The sequence below is a fragment of the Proteiniphilum saccharofermentans genome, assembly GCF_900095135.1.
GTDB classification, from domain to species: domain Bacteria; phylum Bacteroidota; class Bacteroidia; order Bacteroidales; family Dysgonomonadaceae; genus Proteiniphilum; species Proteiniphilum saccharofermentans.
Window position 1 is genome coordinate 1,978,513 of record NZ_LT605205.1, and the last position, 23,606, is coordinate 2,002,118.

The 23,606-nt window shown below is 42.6% G+C and carries 21 protein-coding genes; 12 read left to right on the forward strand and 9 right to left on the reverse strand.

Annotated features, from left to right (window positions below; all coding sequences use genetic code 11):
• The first annotated feature begins 119 nt into the window (after positions 1-119).
• Genes PSM36_RS07710 through PSM36_RS07720 form a run of 3 tightly spaced genes read left to right on the forward strand, consistent with a single transcriptional unit; the run spans position 120 to position 3,408 of the window.
• Positions 120-779 (forward strand): hypothetical protein, encoded by a 660-nt coding sequence (locus PSM36_RS07710; protein ID WP_154670982.1) that lies wholly within the window; start codon positions 120-122, stop codon positions 777-779.
• 2 nt (positions 780-781) lie between these two features.
• Positions 782-2,713, forward strand: a complete 1,932-nt coding sequence (locus PSM36_RS07715; RefSeq protein ID WP_076930420.1) for a hypothetical protein — start codon at positions 782-784, stop codon at positions 2,711-2,713.
• Complete coding sequence (locus tag PSM36_RS07720) at positions 2,710-3,408, forward strand: hypothetical protein (RefSeq protein WP_076930422.1); 699 nt, start codon at positions 2,710-2,712, stop codon at positions 3,406-3,408. Before PSM36_RS07715 ends, PSM36_RS07720 begins: the two co-directional genes overlap by 4 nt.
• Positions 3,409-4,581: 1,173 nt before the next feature.
• Here PSM36_RS07720 and PSM36_RS07725 read toward each other — a convergent pair.
• The 3 genes from PSM36_RS07725 to PSM36_RS07735 all read right to left on the reverse strand — a co-directional run bounded on the left by PSM36_RS07725 (position 4,582) and on the right by PSM36_RS07735 (position 7,498).
• The gene (locus tag PSM36_RS07725) at positions 4,582-4,929 is read right to left on the reverse strand and encodes a DMT family transporter (protein WP_394333047.1); all 348 of its coding nucleotides are present in this window, start codon (positions 4,927-4,929) and stop codon (positions 4,582-4,584) included.
• Between the two features lie 123 nt (positions 4,930-5,052).
• Positions 5,053-6,300 carry an ABC transporter permease gene (locus PSM36_RS07730; protein WP_076930425.1) on the reverse strand — a complete coding sequence of 416 codons (1,248 nt, stop codon included), beginning with the start codon at positions 6,298-6,300 and terminating at the stop codon, positions 5,053-5,055.
• The gene (locus tag PSM36_RS07735) at positions 6,254-7,498 is read right to left on the reverse strand and encodes a pyridoxal phosphate-dependent aminotransferase (protein WP_076930427.1); all 1,245 of its coding nucleotides are present in this window, start codon (positions 7,496-7,498) and stop codon (positions 6,254-6,256) included. The genes PSM36_RS07730 and PSM36_RS07735 overlap by 47 nt, the downstream gene beginning before the upstream one ends.
• 239 nt (positions 7,499-7,737) lie before the next feature.
• Between PSM36_RS07735 and PSM36_RS07740 the strand changes: the two genes are divergently transcribed.
• Complete coding sequence (locus PSM36_RS07740; protein WP_076930429.1) at positions 7,738-8,526, forward strand: glycoside hydrolase family 16 protein; 789 nt, start codon at positions 7,738-7,740, stop codon at positions 8,524-8,526.
• Here PSM36_RS07740 and queF read toward each other — a convergent pair.
• The gene (gene queF / locus PSM36_RS07745) at positions 8,483-8,962 is read right to left on the reverse strand and encodes a preQ(1) synthase (protein WP_019540738.1); all 480 of its coding nucleotides are present in this window, start codon (positions 8,960-8,962) and stop codon (positions 8,483-8,485) included. The two genes, PSM36_RS07740 and queF, sit on opposite strands and share 44 nt — an antisense overlap.
• A 78-nt stretch (positions 8,963-9,040) precedes the next feature.
• Positions 9,041-9,715 (reverse strand): 7-cyano-7-deazaguanine synthase QueC, encoded by a 675-nt coding sequence (gene queC, locus PSM36_RS07750; RefSeq protein ID WP_019540739.1) that lies wholly within the window; start codon positions 9,713-9,715, stop codon positions 9,041-9,043.
• Positions 9,716-9,941: 226 nt separating this feature from the next.
• Here queC and PSM36_RS07755 point away from each other — a divergent pair, with 226 nt between their 5' ends.
• From PSM36_RS07755 to PSM36_RS07790, 8 genes are all read left to right on the forward strand, one after another.
• Complete coding sequence (locus tag PSM36_RS07755) at positions 9,942-11,045, forward strand: ISAs1 family transposase (RefSeq protein ID WP_071136433.1); 1,104 nt, start codon at positions 9,942-9,944, stop codon at positions 11,043-11,045.
• A gap of 260 nt (positions 11,046-11,305) precedes the next feature.
• Positions 11,306-12,367: a phosphate ABC transporter substrate-binding protein PstS gene (gene pstS, locus PSM36_RS07760; RefSeq protein ID WP_076930431.1), complete on the forward strand. Its 1,062-nt coding sequence runs from the start codon at positions 11,306-11,308 to the stop codon at positions 12,365-12,367.
• 154 nt (positions 12,368-12,521) lie between these two features.
• Positions 12,522-13,379, forward strand: a complete 858-nt coding sequence (pstC, locus tag PSM36_RS07765; RefSeq protein ID WP_076930433.1) for a phosphate ABC transporter permease subunit PstC — start codon at positions 12,522-12,524, stop codon at positions 13,377-13,379.
• Positions 13,376-14,251, forward strand: coding sequence for a phosphate ABC transporter permease PstA (pstA, locus tag PSM36_RS07770; RefSeq protein WP_076930435.1), 876 nt, complete (start codon positions 13,376-13,378; stop codon positions 14,249-14,251). The genes pstC and pstA overlap by 4 nt, the downstream gene beginning before the upstream one ends.
• Positions 14,239-15,024: a phosphate ABC transporter ATP-binding protein PstB gene (pstB, locus tag PSM36_RS07775; protein ID WP_019540743.1), complete on the forward strand. Its 786-nt coding sequence runs from the start codon at positions 14,239-14,241 to the stop codon at positions 15,022-15,024. The genes pstA and pstB overlap by 13 nt, the downstream gene beginning before the upstream one ends.
• A 146-nt stretch (positions 15,025-15,170) precedes the next feature.
• A complete protein-coding gene (locus PSM36_RS07780) occupies positions 15,171-15,926 on the forward strand; it encodes a phosphate signaling complex PhoU family protein (RefSeq protein ID WP_019540744.1) in 756 nt (251 codons plus the stop codon).
• Positions 15,923-16,627, forward strand: coding sequence for a response regulator transcription factor (locus PSM36_RS07785; RefSeq protein WP_076930437.1), 705 nt, complete (start codon positions 15,923-15,925; stop codon positions 16,625-16,627). The genes PSM36_RS07780 and PSM36_RS07785 overlap by 4 nt, the downstream gene beginning before the upstream one ends.
• A 96-nt stretch (positions 16,628-16,723) precedes the next feature.
• Positions 16,724-18,481: an ATP-binding protein gene (locus tag PSM36_RS07790; RefSeq protein ID WP_076930439.1), complete on the forward strand. Its 1,758-nt coding sequence runs from the start codon at positions 16,724-16,726 to the stop codon at positions 18,479-18,481.
• Between the two features lie 101 nt (positions 18,482-18,582).
• On the opposite strand, the gene PSM36_RS07795 is transcribed toward PSM36_RS07790, so the two are convergent.
• The 4 genes from PSM36_RS07795 to PSM36_RS07810 form a co-directional block, all read right to left on the reverse strand.
• Entirely contained in the window at positions 18,583-20,133 is a 1,551-nt protein-coding gene (locus tag PSM36_RS07795; RefSeq protein ID WP_076930440.1) for a hypothetical protein, read from the reverse strand.
• A gap of 94 nt (positions 20,134-20,227) precedes the next feature.
• Positions 20,228-20,995, reverse strand: coding sequence for a hypothetical protein (locus tag PSM36_RS07800; RefSeq protein ID WP_019540749.1), 768 nt, complete (start codon positions 20,993-20,995; stop codon positions 20,228-20,230).
• A 9-nt stretch (positions 20,996-21,004) separates the two neighbouring features.
• Positions 21,005-21,778, reverse strand: coding sequence for an endonuclease/exonuclease/phosphatase family protein (locus PSM36_RS07805; protein ID WP_081624401.1), 774 nt, complete (start codon positions 21,776-21,778; stop codon positions 21,005-21,007).
• A 23-nt stretch (positions 21,779-21,801) separates the two neighbouring features.
• Complete coding sequence (locus tag PSM36_RS07810) at positions 21,802-23,577, reverse strand: RagB/SusD family nutrient uptake outer membrane protein (protein ID WP_019540751.1); 1,776 nt, start codon at positions 23,575-23,577, stop codon at positions 21,802-21,804.
• Positions 23,578-23,606: the final 29 nt, after the last annotated feature.

The following is a 23,606-nucleotide window of genomic DNA, read 5'->3' on the forward strand; positions in this document are numbered from 1 at the left end:
ATACGCTTGATCCCTCCGACCGTATTATCTTATCAGCCACCCCTCTAACTTCACGAATTGCAATTTATAAACATACCTATGGATCCCCCCGTCCATTTTATGAAATTTATATCTACAATGTGAATAACTTTGAGGATCCGCTTCCTGTGAAAATCTTAAATCCATGGGAGGTAAATATTTTTATTGCAGACAATTACCGCTTATTTTTTAGAGATGGTGTGATAGATGACAATGGATACTATTTATATTCATCTCTTTTTGCAGCTGATTCAAAAACAGGAGAAATAGTAGCGGAAAAAAAGATGGTAGAGGGATACGCTAAAGTTGCAGTATCATATGATGGGAAATATATATGTGAATATTATGAAGATAGTTATCGGATATATAAATTTGATAATGACGTTTTTATTCCACTATATTCTTATCATAATACGGAGTATTCATATGAGATTTGTCAGTTTAGTTACACCAATCCAAACGAGTTGATTTTAAGTGGAGGGAACGAGACTGTTGTGTTTGATGTGAGTACATTGAGGGAAAAATACAAGGTAGGTGGTCTGTTTATTGTTCAGGATCCCATAACAGGGAACTATGCCTGTCTGGATGAATTCCATAATGAAAACTCTCTTCTCGCTATTTATGATAATACTTTTGACAGGATATTGACAAGAATACCCTTCAGCCAATATAAATACCCTCATTATTTTATGAAGAACAGGTTGATTATCTATGGAGCAGGGTATGGTGCGGCACTGGATTTAACTGATTATATCAAATAGGGATGAAAATAGATTATTTAATTCTGTGCACAATCTTATTCTTCTTCGCTGCCTGTGAATATGATAGGGACGATGTATATTATGTGGATGTTCCGAAACCGGATGACAAGGAGATCATACTTAATCTGGCTGATTTCCCTTCCGGTGCCACTCTCTATATTTACAAGAAAACAAAATTACATTATCAACTTTCCTTACCGGAAGGGCAAGTATTAAAAAAACGGTTCAGTCTGAGTGGTGAAGAAATATATCCGATGGATGGTTATTTCGAATTCGTACCAACCGGCAATGTCCGGACTACAAAAAAACTGACAGTTGATATAGAAGTGGATCCTCATTCTGAAAGTATTGCCGGTAAGCTGGGATTTGAAAACTATATAGGTAAATTTGAATATACGTTAGTTTTTATTCCTGATGCGGTGCTGCATCTCAACAATATTGTCCATCATAGAAATAAGGATGATTATTTTGAACTGACCTGGGACAAACCGGAGCTGGAACAATATACCGTAGATAAATACAGGATAACCTATTATCACAATAACAAAACGTATGTAAAGGAGATTACCGACCCTCATGAAACAGGTTTTGTAGACAGTTTAGCCGTGTTCGGTGCGTTATATTACAGGATAGAAACATTCTTTAAAGAAGCTATAAGGGAACCTTGGGTAGATGTATATACAACGGTAATTGAATTTCCAAAAAATTCTATCCGGTTTGAATATACCGGAGTCAATTCAGGAAAAATATCATGGCCGAAGAACGAATATAAGTCCAGATATGCTTTTGCAACCGGTTACTACGGCGATATAGTATACGAGGGGGAGGAAAATTATTTCGAGATCGATGACCTGATAGAGTTTACGCGGGATAAAAACAATCTGTTCCCTTTTTCGCAAGGTGTCCTGTATGAATTGTACGTTGTGCCTTTCGATACGAAGAGTATTAGTAAAGATGGGGCTTGGCCTATTCATTATGATGTGCTCTATTCTCCCAGTCTGATTACCATTGAAGACGGTTATTTGGATTTTCAAATTTGTACGGATACGCCAACGAATAGATTATTTGTCAGGAACGGGTATAACTTTTGGATTTATGATAAGGATGATTTAAAATTGTTAGACCAGGGAATCGTAGATGCGTTATCCATTTCATGGAATGGTCGGATTTTTTGCTCTGAGAAATCCTCATTGATAGTCATTCCCTCGAGTGGATGTATCGAGTTAGTCAGCTATGATCTTAAAAACTATGAGAAGCTACAATTCGATAGGGAAGAAGAACTTACGTATCATGAAGCTTTTTTAGGTACCAATGATGTGGTATTTATCAAAACCTATATGGATGTGGTGGATAGACTTCCGGGAGGGATCGAAGCGTTCGAGGGAAAACTGTTCGCGTATAGTCTGGAGACACGTGAACTGATTGATTATCTTATTCTCCCCAACAAGAATGATCATGTTGCCGTTTCGAGAGATGGTAAATATGTGGCAATTTATTATAATTCTCATATAAAGAATGATGTTTCCGTGTATGAGTTTGGTGAAAACGGATTTTCATTGGTATACCAGGAAGATTTTCCGGTATACGGTCAAAGAGAAGATCCTAAGCGCATCAATTTTAATGAAAAAGAAACCAACCTGATGATTATCACTTTTGAAGAAGCCGGAGGACAAACCTATGTGGTGAATTTAAATGACGGTACGAAGAGTCAGAAAAGAACGGGTTTATATGTCGGTTCAGATCCATATACCGGTAACATCGTGACAGCTAATGGCTATTATTGTTCGATACATGATCAGACATTTACCAAAGAGCTTTTCGCACAGGAACGGACATATGTCAACTGCCTGTTTAATAACTATTTCTTTACAACTGCCCATGGGGGAGTTTCCAAACTTTATTATTTAGATATCACTAACTACTTAAAAAAATGAGAAAATATATCTTCTTGATTCTTGCATTATTCTCTAGTGGGTTATTACAGGCACAATTCACCGTGAGTTATTCCGGCGGCTACTCCTCTTATGATACGGGAGCCATGAGAAGCATGATAAGAAGTGTACTGGGAAGACCTCCCGCATCCATTATCGGTGCAAAGAACGTAGATAATTTTCCGGCACAAAATATGATTCATGTTATAGATATTGGTTATTTGTTTGAACAACATGAGTTTGGCTTAAAGGGGGGAGGATATCACTCCACAGGAGGAAAACTGTCTCTCAAAGATTATTCGGGAGAATATGCCAATAGGTTTATTGTGAATGGTGTCAGAGCTGGGATATATTATAAATATTACTTTTTTACCTATGAAAACAGGCGGGGGAGGGAACTCTTCTCTTTCTTTGGGGAAGTATCTCCCGGTATGTTTATGACTCAATTTAAAAACCGGGGGTTTTTTATGGTGAATGGTGAAGAACTGGACAATTTTGATGAAATGTTTAATACATCCGGTTTTTCTTTTTTAACCCAGATAGGAACTAAATATTACATTACTGAAAAGATAAATATACATGTTTCGGTGGGTTATGACTTCGTTGCTAAAGCTGAATGGGGAGAATCTGCCTATAATTCCGCTTCGATCAATTGGAGTGGAATAAGATTTACCGGAGGAGTAGGATTCTCATTTTAGGAACAGCTCTATGGATGAAATCGTTACCTTATTCCGGAAGGAGATTTAACAGGAGAAAAGATCATCGGGTAATTTAAATAGTAAACCCTTTATGTGATGAAACAAAAAAAGCCGGCTGCAAAGCCGGCTTTTTGTATATGGTAGGAGTTCAAATCGTTCTGTACTGAACGGTGCAAAAACTGAAAATGTGTTCAATTGCCTGAGAAAATCTCAAACTCTGTGGAAACTGAAACTGGCTTAGAAAGTCAATTTTATGATTTCTACAGGGGCTTATACTTCAGAATGCGGATACTTCAAAAAACGTCTGAAGCAGTGTTTGAAGCTGCTAAAGCTGCTCTGAGAAGTCTTGTATATCATTCAATTCGATAACATTAAATCGTTTGATACATAATTTTTCCGGATTGTGAAGCAGAATCAGTCATACGAATGTAATCATGTATTTCAACCCTCGAATTCTTACCGTCGGATTTTTCCGGTTTGGAAAAGGCCGATGTAGTAAAAAATCAATGTTTGAGACCGGATTTTCATCCCTATTCCCGGAATTTACAAACTCTTGTATCTGTTTCCGGCGAGTTGGCTTGCCCGTGAAGGTTTACCTTTCAACCAAAATAGGATACAAAAGCAGTCACAAATTCTGCCTATGCCTGAAGATGGTTCATTCGTCCGAGTCGGTCGCTATTTTGCAATCACTCCCTTACATATACAGATAAACTGCTATCAAGGGGAATCACGTAACGAAAAACTTATGGTTCATCCGATAGAAACATTTTATCAATGTCTCACTCTTCATGAACAAAGAGAAAAACAAACGGATTTGCCGATCTCTTGAATGAAACTCTTCCCGTTGTGTACAAAATGTCAATGAACTCCTATGTATGTCTTTTGTACGAAATTCGTACTTTATCTCTCATTGTTGTTCTGCAAATATAACATACCGGACAAATAAATTGCAAATATTTTTGGTCGTTTTTATGAACAACTTCTCAACAGGTTATCAACAAGTTATTAACAGTGGTGTGCTGGATTGACTAAGAGAGTGGAGAGGTGGGAAGGTTGATGTGATGATAGAGATAGGAAGGTTTGTGATGTACCATCGCCAATATGAATAATGTGGAAAGGCGTTTGTAATTAGTAATTGCTAATTTGTATTTTAAATCAATTTTGCAATTTAAATCAATGATGTGCAGAAGTGAATTGCAATCCAACGATCGAAATAATTAGCGTGCTAAGGAAAAATATTCTCCAGAAAGTGACCGGTTCCCTGAAAACCAGGATACTGAGAACAACCGTTCCTACAGCGCCGATGCCAGCCCAGACGGCATAGGCGGTTCCTGTCGGAATCGGGTGGGAGCCTCCCATCGATTTGAACAGTAAAAACATGCTAAGGCTTACACTGGCAAGAAATATCGCAAGCCACAGCCACATCTCTTTGCCTGATGTCTGTTGCATCTTTCCCAGGCTCATCGCAAAAATTGATTCGAAAACTCCTCCAATAATCAGGATTATCCAGTTAATGTTCATTTTATACGACTATAATTATTTCTGCCCAAAGGTAGCAAAAAACTCCCATCCATAATTGTTTATTGCATTCAAAATAACTATATACATTGCGCCATTTGGAATTATCGGCAATATACCGGAAAACTACTCAAACCGGATGGATTTGGCAGGGGTGATCTTGGCGACCAGATAGGAGGGGCCGATCATCATCAGTAAGGAGACGACGAGCGTACCGATATTAAGAAGAATAATATATAGCGGGTTGAGATCTACCGGTACTGCTGAGAGGTAATAGGTGGACGGATCGAGTTTTAGTAGCTGAAATTTATCCTGGATAAGGCAAAAAGCCAGAGCAATTATATTTCCCCATAACATCCCCTGTCCGATAAGAAAAGCAGAAAGGTAGAGAAAAACCTTGCGGATACTGAAATCCCTTGCTCCCATCGATTTCAACATGCCGATCATATTGGTACGTTCGAGGATGATGATAAGCAGGCCAGAGATCATGGTGAAGCCCGAAACCACTAACATAAGGATGATAATAACCCACACATTCATGTCGAGTAGGTTCAACCAGTTAAATATCATGGGGTTGATGTCCTTGATGGAACGGGTATAAAGGGCATTGCCGAGGCGGTCTTTGTATGATGCCATATCGAAGAAAAGATCCTGTGCAATCCTGTCGAGATTATCATAGTCACGTACCAGTACTTCGATCCCGCTCACCATATCACTATCCCATCCATTAAGGGAAGAAAGGATCTCATTCCCGACAATCACATAGAGTTTGTCATAATCTTCAAAATTGGTGCTGTAAATACCGCTAATATGAAATCTACGGGCACGGACAGGCTCCTGTACGAAATAGCAGGTAAAACTGTCCCCTGTCTTTAATCGTAATTTATCGGCAATCTCTTTTGAAATAATAGCCTGATTAGCCGTAATAGTATCGTTGGCTTGGATAATAGTTCCCTCTAGCAGGTTTTTCTTGAAAAATTCCCAGTCATATTTTTCTGACACTCCTTTCAATACCACGCCCATAAAATCATCGTCGGTCTTGATAATAGCCGGTTTGGTAATGAATTCCTGAAAGTGACGGATATCAGGGTTGGCAGTGAGTATGGACGCCAGTGTATCTGAGAATGCAATGGGGGAATGCTCATAGGACGAGTTGCTCTCGAAGGCAGTGATCTGGATATGGGAGCCGAAACCCACCACCTTGGCACGTACTTCTTTTTTGAAGCCGACAATGATACATACTGCCACAATCATCACGGCCAGACCGAGCGCAATGCCGGCAATGGCAATTTTGATGGCAGGCGATGAGACCCGTTTATCATTCTTTTTATCGCCTTTGTAAATCCGCCTCGCTATAAAGAGCTCCGCATTCATGTTTATGGGTATGTGGATATGCTTCAAGTGCTTTTTCCAGCACTATGAGCGCATTGTTTAGATCGTCTTTATTGAGCACATAAGCGATACGAACTTCATTTCTGCCCAACCCGGGAGTGACATAGAAGCCGGATGCGGGTGCCATGAAGATGGTCTGACCCTGATAGCGGAAATCGGAGAGGCACCAAGCACAGAAAGCATCGGCATCATCAAGAGGGAGCTTTGCCAGGGTATAGAATGCTCCTTGTGGCATGGGGGAATAGACTCCGGGAATATTGTTCAGCCGTTCTATAAGGAAATCGCGGCGACTCTTGTACTCGTCGAAGTTATGTTGCATATATGCGCCGTTCTCCTGTAACGATGCATTGGCTGCGATCTGTCCGATTAGGGGAGGGCTCAGGCGTGCCTGGCAGAACTTCATGACGGTATCGTGCACCTTCCGGTTCTTGGTGATAAGTGCCCCGATACGGATACCGCACTCACTATATCTTTTGGATACCGAATCGATTAGCACCACATTCTCTTCGACATCCTTCAGGTGACAGGCGGAAATGTAAGGTGTATCGTTGTAGATAAATTCGCGGTATACCTCATCGGAAAAGAGGTAGAGATCGTATTTCTTTACTAGTTGCCTTATCTGTTCCATTTCGTGCGGCGTATAGACATAACCCGTGGGATTGTTGGGATTGCAGATAAGGATCCCTTTGGTACGTTCGTTGATCAGTTTCTCGAACTCTTCTACCGGGGGAAGGGCGAATCCCGTTTCCATGGTAGAGGGGATGGTACGGATGATCGCTCCGGCAGAAATGGCGAAAGCCATGTAATTGGCATAAGCCGGCTCGGGGACGATGATCTCATCGTCCGGGTTGAGACAGGCCATAAAGGCATAGAGTACTGCTTCCGATCCGCCGGCAGTGACGATGATCTCTTCGGGAGTAAGGCTGATATTAAACTTTTTATAATAATCAACCAAATTCTCCCGGTAAAACCGGTAGCCGTCACTGGGACTGTATTCCAATGTGGTACGGTCGATATTGCGGATGGCATCCAATGCCGATGTGGGAGAAGGGAGGTCGGGCTGGCCGATATTGAGGTGATATACTTTTACCCCCTTTGCTTTGGCCGCATCGGAAAGCGGTGCCAGTTTTCGTATGGGTGAAGGAGGCATCTGTATGCCCCGTTGGGATATGTGCGGCATAATGTTCGCGTTGATTGTAACCTTTGTAAATCTTTTTTCCTTATAACAGATAGGGAGCAAAGGTAATAAAAAAGTTGGAGTATACTCAATTAGAAAGTGGAAAAGTGGAAAGATGGAAAAGTGATTGGGAGACGGGCTTTATAGACTTTTCAAATGATTAACACTTATTATTGTGATGGAGATAGACCTTGAAAAAGGATTGTAGTAAGTTTGTCCCCTGAAATTAAAAAAGAAAAAAGATGACACGTAACACAATCTTAGTAATGATTCTTGCACTTACAGCCGGACTGGTTGCTTGTACAGGACAAAAAAGTGATCCGGATAAATTCAGAAAAGGGTGGACTCTGGCATGGGAGGATGATTTTGATGGTAAAACAGGGCTGGATACCTGGTCAAAGATACCCAGAGGAAAACAACACATGAGCCGATATATGAGTGACAATGAAGCTCTCTATATCTTGGAAGACGGACTACTTGTACTCCGGGGAGTAGAGAATGCCGGGAATAATGCGGAAATTCCATTTCTTACCGGAGGTATTACCCGGCAAGGGGTGAAAAAGAACAGTGTAAGCAGGGTTGAAGTAAGGGCTCGCATGAATCCGGTAGCGGGGGCTGTACCGTTTGTTTCATTACTCCCTTCGGATGGAACCGGGAATATCGCTATCGATATCATGGAGCGGTATGGTTATGACGAGTTCATCTACCAGTCAGTTACCTCACAATATACCACCACAGAGGGGATGCCGGATAATCCGCCTTCCAGCGCATTGGTCGGTGTAAATCCCAATCAATTCCATACCTATGGGGTGGAGACCTATCCTGACAGTGTTGTGTTTTTTGTGGATAATAACCGTACTAAAAAATACCCACGTATCTTGACTGATATCCCGGGACAGTTCCCGTTCAATGACATGGATCTTGATCTGTTTATTGGGATCCGGCTCAATAAAGATACTGACTCTACTGAATTACCTGTAGATATGTTTATCGACTGGGTACGCTATTACGAACCGGAAACGAATAATTAAAAAGTCGCTCTTCGGCTAGTTTTTCGTATTTGGTACCCTTCCGCCCATAATTGGCATACGGATAGATGCTGATGCCTCCACGGGGAGTGAAGATACCTGTCACCTCAATATATTTGGGATCCATCAGCCGGATCAGGTCTTTCATGATGATGTTCACACAATCTTCATGAAAGGCTCCGTGATTGCGAAAACTGAAAAGATAGAGCTTAAGGCTTTTGCTTTCCACCATCTTTATATCGGGTATATAGTCGATGCGGATGGTAGCAAAATCGGGTTGGCCTGTGATAGGGCAGAGGCTGGTGAATTCCGGGCAGTCGAATGTAACCCAATAGTCGTTTCCCGGATGTTTATTGTCGAATGCTTCCAGCATCTCCGGTGCGTAATCTTGCTTGTATTCTGTTTTGCCACCCAGGTGGCTGAGTCCTTTGTGTTGCATAACCGTTGTTGTTTCTCGAAAAATCGAATATAAATTAAAGGGTAGGATTTAGGGTCGGCTGTATTTCCGTCCAGTTAATTACAGGCTGTTTTCCCGTTCTGCTAAATATTCCTGCAATCCCTTGTTCCGTAACCGGCAGGCGGGACAATGGCCGCATCCTTCGGCCAGAATTCCGTTATAGCAGGTAAGGGTTTCATTTTTTACAATATCGAAAACACCCAGTTCATCAGCCAATCGCCATACCTCTTTCTTATTGCGCCACATAAGCGGCGTATGGATCACAAACTGGTTATCCATAGCGAGGTTGAGTGTGGCATTGGCTGAGCGGATAAAAGTATCGCGACAATCCGGATAACCGCTGTAATCGGCTTCTGATACCCCTGTTACTAAATGTTTGACTCCCTGTGCGTAGGCGAGGGTTGCTGCAAAAGTAAGGAACAGCAGGTTTCTGCCCGGAACAAAAGTATTAGGGTAAGAGCCGGCCGGTTGCTCTTCATCCATCTGTACGGAGAAATCGGTCAGTGAATTCGGTGCCAATCGGGAGATGATACCCGCATCCAATACTTGAAACGGAGTGCCGGCCATTTCAGCGATCCGTCGTGCATTTTCAACTTCCTGAGAGTGACGCTGTCCGTAGGTGAAACAGAGCGCGTAGGTGCGTCTGAATTGTTGTTTTGCCCAATAGAGGCAGGTCGTGGAGTCCTGTCCGCCCGAGAAGAGCACAAGGGCATCCTGTTCTTGGTAATCTTTCATTGTTCTTTGTTTTTTATGTGGTACCTAAGCTACACAGAAAAGCGTTCGCTTTTCATTGCAAAGGTACGAACGTTTTCGTTAAGTAAGTGCAGAACAAATTTATTTGCAGGGTCAACGCATAAAAAAATCAGAAAAGACAGTGTTATCAACAATTTATCCGTCTGGTTGTTAATAACTTGTGTTGTTTTGAGGCAATGTAAATGCGTATCTTTGCCTCAAAAAAGACATGACAAGTCCAGCCACTTCTTTGCACCGGTATTTTGAGTGCATTCCCGACCACCGAATCAACAGGAACAAGAAACACCTGCTATCCGACATCATAATCCTGTCGATACTCGCCGTTATTTGTGGGGCGGAATCGTGGGATTCAATTGAACTTTTCGGCAAGACAAAACTTTCATTCCTGAAAACGTTCCTCAAACTGCCCAACGGTATCCCCTCACACGATACGATTAACAGGGTGTTTTCCAGTTTACGTCCACGTCTTTTTGAAGAAGCTTTCATCAAATGGGTTGATTCTTTAAAGGATGAGCATATCACAAAAGAGGTTATCAGCTTGGACGGCAAGTGTATAAAAGGGTCCAAAGACAGCTTTCATGAAAAGAACCCCATCTACATGGTCAGCGCCTGGGCATCAGAAAACCAATTGGTCCTGGGCCAACTCAAGGTGGATGAGAAAAGCAATGAGATCACGGCCATCCCGTTATTGCTGGACCTGCTTGACATAGAAGGAAGCATTATTACCATAGATGCCATTGGTACCCAAACGAAGATTGCTGAAAAAATCATAGAAAATAAAGCGGATTATATCCTTTCGGTCAAGGGTAACCAGAAAGAGCTTTTGTCCCAGGTGGAGGACAGTTTCAACCGGCATAATCCGGACTCGGTCGATCAGGTGACGGAAAAAGGGCACGGACGGATTGAAACACGTACCTGTGAAATTATCTCGAACCTGGGTTTCATCGACAACAGGGAACACTGGAAAGGACTCAAGACGATTGTCAGGATTACTGCCCACAGGGACACGGGTAAAAAACAGGAGACCGAAACCCGTTTCTACATTAGCAGTGTCATTGACCAAGCAGCAAACTTCAACACTTTTATACGTCAGCACTGGGGCATTGAAAACAAACTCCACTGGACATTGGACATGGTTTTTGACGAAGACCGGCAAAGGAAAAGGGCGAAGAACTCCGCCCAAAACTTTTCCTTCATCAGAAAAATAGCACTCAACCTTCTAAAACAAGACACATCGAAGGGTTCTTTGGTTTCAAAACGTCTCAAGGCCGGGTGGGATGACAACTTTTTGCTACAGTTGTTGAAAATTTAAATGCGTTGACCCTGAATTTATTTGACTTTGTCTTTTTCCTTCGCACCTCACCAAAACTCAAACAAGTTTGTTTTTTGGGTACCATCAAATACATTCATTTCCTGTTTTACCCATAAAGGTTGATTTAACGATACTTTTTTACAGATAAGAGGTAAATCCCTGAACTACAATCTTAATAATTTTGTAACATTTTTGTAACTGCATTGTAACATCCATATCGTACTTTTGTGCAAAATATCCGAAGGAGGACAATTTTATTGATGCAACGATTATCTCAGCTTTTATTTCTGCTTGTTTTACTTATATCCTGTAACAACAATTCTGCCAATGTGGAAAAAGGTGGCTCAGGAATGTCTTTATCCGGTGCAGGTGCCACTTTTCCCTATCCTTATTACAATATTGTTTTTCGCGATTACATGCGATTGAACGGAGGTTTAAAGGTGAGCTATGGTGCCATTGGCAGCGGTGGAGGAATTCGCAGCCTGCGTGACCGCTCGGTGGACTTCGGTGCCAGCGACGCCTTCCTGAATAGTAAGGAAATCGCATCAATGAATGCGGAGGTGGTTCATATAGCAACCTGTATGGGCGGAGTAGTGATGGCTTATACCCTCGAAGGAGTGGATAGCCTCCGGTTGACAGGGCCTCTTGTTGCGGACATCTATTTGGGAAATATCAAAAAATGGAATGATCCGAAACTCCAGGCTATCAATCCGGATGTGCCATTACCTGATCTGGATATCACCCCGGTGTACCGGTCGGACGGTAGCGGGACGACTTATAATTTTTCGGAATACCTGTCCATGGTGAGCCCCGATTGGGATAGTGTGATGGGAAAAGGAAAGGCCCTGAAATGGGAGGCGGGTATTGCGGCAAAAGGAAATCCCGGGGTAGCCGGTATTGTGCAGCAGACTGAAGGAGCCATCGGATATATCGGTTCGGAATATGCACTCACACTGAAGCTTCCGGTAGCCAAACTCAGGAATAAAGCGGGAATTTATGTAGATGCTACGCTTGAAACCATCTCTGCAGCCGCCAACGTAACGTTGCCCGACGATATGCGGGCGACAATTATTGATTCGGACGATCCGGATGCTTATCCTATCAGCCTTTTTACATGGATACTTGTTTATAAAGATCAGCAGTATGGCAACCGCACAAAAAAAGAAGCGGAGGCGCTTGTAGACATGCTTGGTTATATAATCAGCGACGGTGGACAAAAGGTGGCGGCACAGATAAACTATGCGCCTCTTTCTGCTCAAGCGATAGAGAAGACAAAAAAACTGATCGGTGAGATCCATTATGGCGGGGAGTTAATCAATTGACAATTGATAATTGATAATTGATAATTTGATGATTTAACGATTTGATGATTCAGGGAGAAATTGCCAATATTTAGTCGAAATCAGAAATAATAAAAAATAAGAGGCTGTTAATCAATTTGTAATTAGTAATTATTAATTAGTAATTATTAAATGAATGAAAGATAAATTATTCCGGATAGTACTTTTCTTAGCGGCGTTAGTAATCCTGTTGCTTGCGGCAGGAATTATTTATGCATTGGTGAGCCGTTCTGTAGAAGCTTTCGGTGAATATGGTATCTGGGGATTTGTAGCCAATGCTGAATGGGATCCCCGTTCGGCGACGGAAGAATATGGTGCGCTCTCTTTTATCATGGGAACGCTCTATACTGCGTTTTTTTCCCTTTTGCTTTGTATTCCCTTTGCACTGGCAGTAGCTCTGTTCAACGGTGAATATTTTAAGGGTACCAAACTATCCTCTTTTGTGAGTTCCATTGTGGATCTGCTGGCCGGTATTCCCTCTATTGTGTATGGTTTATGGGGATTCTATACCGTTCGTCCCATTATCATAGAGATAGGAGTCAATGCACAGGGATTCGGTATATTTCTCTCATCAGTCGTATTGGCGATCATGATCATTCCTTATGCTTCGTCACTAAGTGCTGAATTTCTGTCAATGGTTCCCAATAAGCTCAAAGAGGGGGCATATAGCCTTGGAGCCACACAGTTAGAGGTCGTGCAGCATATCAGTCTTCCTACCGCAGCATCGGGAATTGTAGCCTCCTTTATCCTGGCGTTGGGACGCGCCCTTGGTGAGACGATGGCGGTAACCATGCTGATTGGGAATACTAACAGGATACCGCAGGGATTGCGCGATACGGGAAATACCATGGCGAGTGTGATTGCCAACCAGTTTGGTGAAGCCGACGGGCTTAAACTAAGCGCATTGATCGCCATCGGCCTGTTGCTGTTTATTATTACGGCACTCATCAATTTGATAGCCAAAATGGTAATGAAAAAGTTAGCGAGGACATGAACCATCATAAAATAACACATACGGGATGGCGGAAAGGAAAGGATAAAACGACCTTTGTACTGGTTTGCCTTTTTTCACTGGTAGCCATGTTCCCTCTGTTCTTTATCTTGTGGGATGTGATCTCGAAAGGATATAAGAATTTCAATTTGCGTCTCTTCACCGAGGTGACCCCTTCGTCGATGGATGCCATGCTGGCACGGATGAACGGTGAACCTATTCCCGGTGGGATATTGAACGGGATCACGGGTACGGTACTGATCGTGGGAATGGCCATCCTCTTTTCGGTATTCCTGGGATTGTTTATCGGGATTTATCTTGCCGACAACAGGGGAAAACGGTTTGCAGGGGTGGTGAGTTATCTGACCGACCTGCTGCAGGGAATGCCCTCCATCGTCATCGGAATAATTGCTTATGCATGGATAGTGAAGCCGCTGGGTGGTTATTCGGCCCTGGCCGGTAGTGTGGCGCTTACTATTATGATGCTGCCGATGATTGTACGTTCTACCGAAGAGACGCTGAAAATGTTACCTGTAGCCTATAAAGAGGCGGGACTTGCATTAGGATCGTCATACACCAGCGTGGTATTCAGGATATTAATCCCTTCCGGATTTGGAGGAATCTTTACCGGTATACTCCTTGCCGTATCACGTGTGATGGGAGAGACCGCTCCACTGATGCTTACCGCACTCGGAGCGTCTGTAGTGAACTGGAAAGTGATGGAACCCACCAGTGCAATTCCACTGCTGATCTGGGATTTCTACAACGACCCGAACTTAGTAGATTTGATCTGGTCATCGTCGCTCCTTTTATTGATCGTAATATTCCTGTTAAACTGGATAGCCAAAATTGTAGCACGTAAATGGAAAGTGTAAAAATAGCAAACGGAAAGACTCCTGTTCTTCAATTGAAAGAGGTGTCGGTCTCCTATTCACCCGGCAGTTTTGCCGTGAATAAAGTGTCGACCAATATCTATCCCAATACCATCACCGCCATCATGGGGCCGTCGGGCTGCGGAAAGAGTACGCTTCTGCGTGCCATTAACCGTATGCATGATCTTTATCCCCATATCAAAACCACGGGTGAGATCATACTGAAAGGAAAAAATGTACTGGCAATGGATCCTATGGAGGTACGCCGTATGGCGGGTATGGTGTTCCAACAGCCCAATCCTTTTCCTACGATGAGTATCTATGATAATGTGCTGGCCGGATACAAACTTAATGGCATCCGACTGAAAAAGCGGGAGAGAGACGAAATTGTAGAGCAAAGTCTGCAGAGTGTGGGACTGTGGGATGAAGTGAAGGACGTAATGACAAAAAGGGGATCTTTCCTCTCGGGAGGCCAGCAACAACGGCTTTGCATAGCCCGTGCGCTTGCTTTGAACCCTGAGGTATTACTGATGGATGAACCCACCTCGGCGCTCGATCCGATATCTACCAATAAGATTGAGGAGTTGCTGTTGCAACTGAAAAAGGATTTCACCATCATCATAGTGACCCATAATATGTCGCAGGCAGCACGTATATCGGATAATTCCATGTTCATGTATTTGGGTGAGCTCGTGGAACATGGAAATACCACACAGATGTTTACCAAACCACAGAACAAACGTACAGAAGAGTATCTGACCGGTGTTTTTGGGTAAGAGCACTTTAGTTAGATAATACGGGGTCAACCCCGAATATTGAAAACAACTAACGGAGTAAACGTTTACGTTGTGAGATAAAGAAAAATGAGTATTTTTGCCTGTTAGGAACAGGAGCATAGATTATCTTAAATAATGAGGGAACAATGAACAGCGGGAACGAAAAAGGTAATGCCCCATACGTGAGGGGAATCAAAGACAACTATATAGATCAGTTGCATGGTGATTTCCAGTTGATTTCGGAAATTGTACTGACACAGATAAAACTGGCTTCTGATCTGGTTCGGGATAATCGTAACAAAGAGATCATTCCCCAGTTGAAACGGAATGAGAAATTGATTAATTCGCTGGATGTCACTATCAAGGAAAAAGTGATTAACGCCATCATGCTTTTTACACCCCGGGCTTCTGATTTGCGCCGACTGATGGCCTATCACGATATGACTATTTCGATGGAGCGGGTGGGCGATCTGATCGAGAATATTGCTTTCGCATTGGAAGGAATAGATTTTTCGTTGGCTGGATTCGAGAAATATAAAAAACCTATCGATAAGATGTTTGTGCAGACAGACAAGATGCTGAAAAATGCACTTTTTGCCTTTACCGGTGTGAGCAATGAAATGGCGTACGATACCATACAGATGGACGATAAGGTAGATAAACTGGAACGGAAAATCGAACGTCAACTGGCGGAAGATTTCCAGAACGAAGTACAGAGTTCGCAGTCACTGGTAAATATTATGAACCTCAACAGTATCTCTTACTATCTGGAACGTATTGGTGATAAGGCGGTGGATATAGCTGAATCGGCTGTATATGTGATCGAGGGAAGAGATATCCGCCATGTGAAAGAATCCAAAAAACCGGTAGCCGGTGAAAAATCAGGAGATGAAGCAAGATGAAAGGTAGAATTTTAGTTGTTGACGACGAAAAGGATATCTGCGATATCCTGCAATTCAATCTGGAGAACGAGGGATATATCGTAGATGTAGCCCATTCAGGAGAGGACGCATTGGAGATGATCACCGATATACATGGGGTTATTATCCTTGATGTGATGATGGGTGGAATTTCCGGGTTTAAAGTGGCCGAAAAATTACGAAAGTCGGGAAATTTCGTGCCGATTATTTTCCTTACGGCCAAGAATACTGAGAACGATATGCTGACCGGCTTTTCATTAGGGGGAGATGATTATATAGCTAAACCATTCTCGGTGAAAGAAGTACTTGTCCGTGTAAAAGCATTGCTCAAACGTAGTGCACTCACTAAAATGACGCCGGCCGAGCCTATACCGACCGACTGGAGCTATAAAGGATTAAATATTGATCTGCAGGGCAACCGTGTGACCATCGACGGAAATGAGGTATCACTCACTAAAAAAGAGTTTGAAATCCTTTCTCTGCTGGCACGGACATCGCCTAATTTGCTTACCCGCACGGAAATACTGAACAGCGTATGGGGTGAGAACGAGTTTGTGCTCGACCGTACTGTCGATGTGCATATCACTCGCCTGAGAAAGAAGCTGGGAGATTATGCAGGTATTATTGTAAATCGCTCCGGATTCGGTTATTATCTAAATATCGACGCTAAAGACGAAGACTAATTCAATGATTTGATAATTAACTGATGTGCTAATGTGCCAATATCAATTTGGACAATTGGTAATTGACAATTTGTCCTGGCTCTAAATTTTAGTCGTATGAGACGAAAAGTATCTTTTAAAACTCGTATCTTACTTAACTTCTCAGTGATCATAGGGCTTTTCACTGTGGGGATTATCCTGTTTGAACAGCAACAGTTCAAAAATGAACGTACACTCAGTCTGGAGCGTACACTTGAGAATAATGCCGATATTGTGTACCGGTATCTCAACGAGAATAGCATTGATTTGCAAAAGGAGCCGGAACGGGTGGGGGAACTGTTACGCTATATGCCCTCTGATGTGCGTTTTACCATTATAAACTGGGAGGGACGAGTACTCTACGACAACTTTTTGGATGTCCGTAAAATGGAGAACCATCTGAAACGTCCTGAAGTACAGAAATCGATTGGTTTTGGAAATGGGTCGAATATCCGTATATCGGATAGTGATAATATCAAATATCTCTATTATTCTAAAAAATACGATGAAGGTTATTTTATCCGGTTGGCGGTTCCTTATAATGTGCAACTGCAATCATTTATCAATTCCGGAAGTTCGTTTGTCATATATATCCTTCTCTTTTTTATAGTGTGCATACTGATGGTGCTCTATTTCTCCAACCGATTTTCCAGATCGTTGAAAGAGTTAAGGGAGTTTTCATTGAGTGTGAGGAACGACGTTAAGATACCCGCCAGTTTCGTTTTTGCCGATGATGAGGTGGGGGAGGTGAGCGCCGATATTGTGGAGAACTACAACCTGTTGCAGGAAAATCGACGTAAATTGGCGGCTGAGCGTGAGAAACTGCTGCAGCATTTTCAACTTTCTGAAGAGGGGATCGCCATTTTTTCAAAAGATCGGAGAGAGATCTATGCTAACTCCCATTTCCTGCAGTTCCTGAATATTATTCTCGACAATCCTACACTGGAACCCGAACTGCTTTTCGATGATCCTGTTTTCGGGGAGTTTGTCGATTTTCTCAATATACATCCGCGGGAGGGTAACATGTTCTCGAAACGGATTGAGAAGAGCGGCAGACAATTCAATGTGCGGATCATCATTTTCGAGGATGAGAGTTTTGAATTTTATATCAGTGATATTACCAAATCGGAAAAAACACGTCTGCTCAAGCAGGAAATGACCAATAATATCGCGCATGAGTTACGTACTCCGGTCACCAGTATCCGCGGTTATCTGGAGACTATTCTCAATCTCTATGATTATGATGAAGAAAACAGTGAACGTATTCGTGGATTTCTGGACAGGGCTTATACACAGACTATCCGCCTTTCGGAATTGATACAGGATATCAGTATGCTGACCAAGATCGAAGAGGCACCCGACCGGTTCGAACTGGAACAGGTGCGGATGAATGAGTTGTTGAACGAGTTGTCCAATGATCTGGCTGACAAGCTGAATGAGAATAAGGATAATTTCCTGGTGAATGTAAACGATAATGTGGTGATCTACGGTAGTCGTACGCTCCTCTATTCAATCTTCCGGAATCTGATCGAAAATGCCATCTCCTATGGTGGGGAAAATATCGATATCGTAGTGCGTTGCTATAACGAAAATGAGAATACTTACTTCTTTGAATTTTACGATACCGGTATCGGTGTTGATGAAAAACATCTTGTACGTATCTTTGAACGCTTTTACCGGGTGAACGAAGGGAGAACCCGTAAGACAGGTGGTTCTGGACTGGGTCTTTCTGTCGTAAAGAATGCTGTATTATTCCATAAGGGAAGCATTGTGGCAAAGAACCGTCCTGAAGGAGGGCTGCACTTCCTGATGACTTTTCCGAAATTCCTACAATAAACCCCAAAAGTTAGAAGAACTTTTGGGGTTTATTTCAATATTATTCCTGCTGTTTTGAATTAATAGCTTTTTGGGAACAATATGTTATCTTTAACATTGCATTATTGCTGTACAATTATTTTCAGTTTAGTAGTTCTACCGTAGAGTTTCGTTACTCCTTCGTATACAAATCCCGGCAGGTTAGGGCCTGTATAATGGGCAGAGGCTCCGGGGGTAGTACCTCCGGTGATTGGATCGGTTATCTTACAACCGTCATCGCTGGTTGCATCCGTATCGTCTGCGGCCTCAATAACTTTCATGATACCCAGTTTATCCTCTGATCCGTTAACTACCCGTCTGAAAGCAATGTATGTACCGGAGGTAATTTCCAGACTACAATTTCCGCTGGCTCCGGCATTAGTCCGCTGTCTCAATATTCTATTGATATCGTTGTTGACCATAGCAGGAGTAACATAACTATCCAAAGCGGATAAAGCTTCGAATGTTTCCCAGTTCCCGGTGGTTGTTTCAAAGAAATTATCCAGATTCAGGGTAGTAGCTTCTTCCTGGGAAAGGATTCTAAATCCGATAGCATTTTTTGTCATGCCGCCGAGCCAGTCCGTATCAACCTGTCGTCCTACCGGACCTCCACTTAAACGAGCAGCGCTAACGTATGCGAAGCCTCTGCTGCCAACCGGTACCCGATCGGAATTTCTCCAGATATTGACAAAAGCAAAGTCAATACTTCCGGAAGGAGCATCTACTGCTTCTTTCAGTGTCACTACATTTTTTATCTCATTACCTACCTGAATTCCTTCTATTGAGAACAGGTAAGGCTGTGTAGGGATTACTCCGGCGTTAGACATAATTTCCCATTCAGGAGCCATTTCAAAATCCTCAAATATAAGCGCCCTGCCTTCCGGTATACCGGTGATTGATTTGATGTCTGTATATGCTGTTGTTCTAAATCCCTCTTTATCGGTCACAACCACACTGATAGCATCTGCCCTTTCATCGTCCACCGTGATATCGAAACTGAAACTCTTCTCTGTTTCAGAGGAACCAACTTCAATTATCCCAGGTGTAGACAATTCCAGATAAGGAGTTTTTCTAACCAATGCATAGGTAATGGATGCCAAATCTTCGGCAGATGAAGCGGTTCCTTCGATAGTTACCGACTCATTAAGTTCAATCTGGTCGATTTCCGATGGGTTGAGTGTAACCCTTGGAGGTACTCCTTTGAGTTTTTCTACCACGATAGGAATAATGGTTGTTTTTGTATAAATATCGGTAGCAAATACGCCTATCGCTGTTGTCGACGCATCGGAGAGAGATATATTCAGAGAGAAATCTAATTCATTCGGAAAACTATCGAGTATTTGAAAGACCCTGTTATTTCTGCTTATTTCTTCATATCCGACATCAGCATTGCCTTTGAGCAATGTAATATAGATGTCGCGTAATCCATTGCTGGATTCAATACTCCCAGTTACCATCTGGGTTTGTTGGAATAAGGCTTCTTCCAATGATGTGGGAGAGGTAATATTTACTACCGGTGGCGGATAAGCATTATCGTCGGTATAATCCACAGCGACCTCCCCATCGCTACAGGTGGCAAATATAGCCAGACTCAATGCCAATAGCGTATAAATTATCTGTTTACACCTTTTCATATTATGTTTGTTTTTTAATTGTTTATATTCTATTTTAATGCCTGGATAACCACGATCTGATCTGTATTATCCTATTGATAATCCTGTTTTTATCCTATAGGAACTCTACCTGTAACAGGAAGTTTTTTATATTTCCGCTGACCGACCCTTCGGTGAAATCCCGGAACTTCCATTTCATAGAGCCGAACAGATAAATAGCATATTCACTATTCCTGTCGGAATTCTCTATTATTTCCAATGTATATGAGCCGTCGGTCAGTGTGGAAATTATGGATTCCAGAGTAGGTACCAGGTTTCTCCTGATCGTACCGGTTACCAGAGTCGAAGATGTTTGGGCCGATCTGAACAGGTTCGCAGAAACTGATATCTGATTTTCGGAGTCAAAAGAGAGGAGCGCCGTGCGAACTGTAAGACCTTGCTTAATTTCAACAGCAATCGGTATCATTCTGCATACATCTGCAACAACTGTTTGTTCCATTTCCGGAACAGGTTTCTCATATAATACAACGCTCCCTCTGTATTCCGTTTCTGTTGTTGAAACAGGAACGAAAATAGGAAATCGTTCGGCTGAAACGGCAATATTGGCTCCCGGGTTAATCCTTGGGGTTTCATAAGTGACATTAGCCCTGTCCAGTATAATAACATGGCTGTCGTTTCCTTTTATTGCCGAACTCACTGCATTGTAATTGTTCGTAGTATAGGGATTATTACCCGTTAAATCGGAAACAAACGTCACTCTTGCCGTTCGCGTTTTATCCCATTCTGTCCCGGGTTCCGGCTCTACATTATCGTTTCCTGAGCAACCGGTTATTAGAAAACAGAAGAACGAAGCAATCAGGTATAAATTGATTTGTTTCTTCATAACATCTACTTATTGAAGTTCAACCTCTGCTAACATGGCACAATGGTCTGTTATTGCTGCGCTATTAGATAATACCTGGTATGATTTGACATTCCATTTATCCGTTGGTTTGGCGAAGATGTAATCTATCTTGCTGGCTGGATTGGAAGCCGGAAATGTAGCAAAATTATTACATACCCTTTTCCATGATGCCATCCCGGTACTTATTGCCGTCTCACTGGGAAATGCGTTGAAATCACCTGCCAGTAAAGTAGGAAGAGAGGTTCCTATAGCGACATTCAATTGCTGTACCATAGATTGTCTTACACCATCGGTCGAGTGATCCAGGTGGGTTACTGCCATACGTACTTTCTCCCCTGTATCGGGTAGGATTACATCAATAAATAAGACAGTGCGCATTTCCTTCATTTCGCTGGCGTTGCCGGTCAGTTGTGTATTGGATATTTTTTCAATAGGATATTTGGAGAGTATGGCTACTCCATATTCTCCCTGGGAATATGCGATTGCGCGTCCAAAAGCTGAAAAATATCCAGTTTCCGCTGCCAGTTCCGTTGTAAAATCCCGGAATCCGTTTCGTGCTGTTTTGTAATCTATTTCCTGTAACATCACGAAATCAGGGTTATACTGTTCTATATAATCTGCAAAGGGGGCAGCATTGTATCCGGCCATTTGTCCGGACATCCGGGTATTGATGTTCAATACCCGGATAGTGGTTTGTGATGTCAATGTCCCACATGCTAGTAATAACAATAAGGAACACACTATATATTTTAATTCATTCATTATCGAGTACAATTTTAGTTTGATTAGTCCTCCCATCCAGGGTTATTTGGCCGCAGATTCGGATTCAGTTCCATTTGCCTGTAGGGAAGGGAGAATAGATAATTTTTAGGATTTTCAAAAACACGGGAATCATCGAAAATAAGAAATCCATTCTCGTCGAATTTCGTGCTGGATGTGAATACTGACTGATCATAGGCATAATCCCTGCGGATACCTTTTAAGATTCCCATTTCCTGCCGTTCGGGAGTTTCAGATTTGTCCACTCCCAATTCATATCCTTGTTCCCATCTTACCAGATCGAACCAGCGATGTCCTTCCATAAAAAGTTCCACACGGCGTTCGCGTTGTAATTCCGTTTTCAGATCCAGGCCATTGGCGTCCAGTTCGCTCAGTACCATTCTTTTCATACCCACTCTGTCTCTGAGGAGATTGATGGTTTCGTCTATTACGCTTTGATTAAGGCTCCCCAGATTATACATAGCCTCTGCATAATTCAGAAGTACTTCTCCGTAACGAATGAGAATAATATCATTATCATCCTGATTGTAAATCGGAACTTTCGAAGGCTCACAATATTTCAGGCAGTAATATCCTGTGTAAGTTACGGCACCTCTACCGTCGTTATTGAATTTGGGAGATCTGAAAATGTTCGTTCTGGAAGCGTCTTCGTCAGGATTGGTCGTACCTCTGCCGTCCACTCTTCCGTGCCATTTGTCGTAGCCGGGATATACGATGGATTGTTTGAGTCTGGGATCACGGTTTACAAATACACTGTCGTAAGCGCTGTATGCTGGTGTATAGGTACCGTTTCCTTTATATAATGGCGATTTGTAGATCGGTAATCCGTCAATACATAAGTAGCTGTCAACGAGGGATTTTGTCGGATTGAAACGAATGATCTGATCGGGTACCTGTAATTCCCTGCTTAAATTATGTCGGGTCGGATTGGAGAGTTCAAAATTATATACATACGACAAGATGGCTTCTTTGTTGTTTGCATTTCTGGAAGCCCTTCCTATAAACGTGAACAGATCAAAATAATCCTGGTTCGGACGGCCTGTGGAATAAAGCTGATGATAGGCGAATCGCCCGCCGGGCATCAACTCTTTGGCGGCATCCCTTGCTCTTTCCCAGCGTTTGTTTTGTAATGCCACACGCGACTCAAATGCCTTTGCAGCAGCACCAGAGATACGTCCGAAGTCGGTAGTTGCAGGGGCAATATGTGGAGGTAAACTTTCAGCTGCTTCACTTAACTCATCCAACATAAAGTCGACGATTGTTTCCCTCGATGTCCTAGGAGCCATCATGGCATCATCTCCTGCATTTACGGGTTCTGTCACAAAAGGAACATCACCCCAGAAACTGGTAAGATAGAAATAAAGGAGCGCCCTTAGAAAACGGACTTCTCCGGCATATCTCTCTAATATTTCGGGATCTACCGTTGTAGCTCTCGTGTAATTATTGAGGAAGTGGTTACATCTTCTTAACTGTCTGTAAGAATCCCGGAAACGGGTATTCAACGTACTGAAATCGGATCCGTACAATCCACTGCCTATTTGCCGCCACCCACTCATCGTATACCAGGGAGCATTGTCACTCAGCCCTTCCGACATATTGATGGGCAAGTCCTTTCCTACCAAAGCCCAATAACAGGCATTTGCAGCGTTCTTTACCTGTAGTTCCGATTCCCAGAAGTTTTCGTCAGAGAGTTCATCCAAAGGCGCTCTTTCCAGAAAACTGTCGTTGCAGGAGAAAAGAAACGGGAATAAAGCCAGTATCAATAATATATTTTTTTTCATACGATTATTTTTATTTTTACATTATTGTG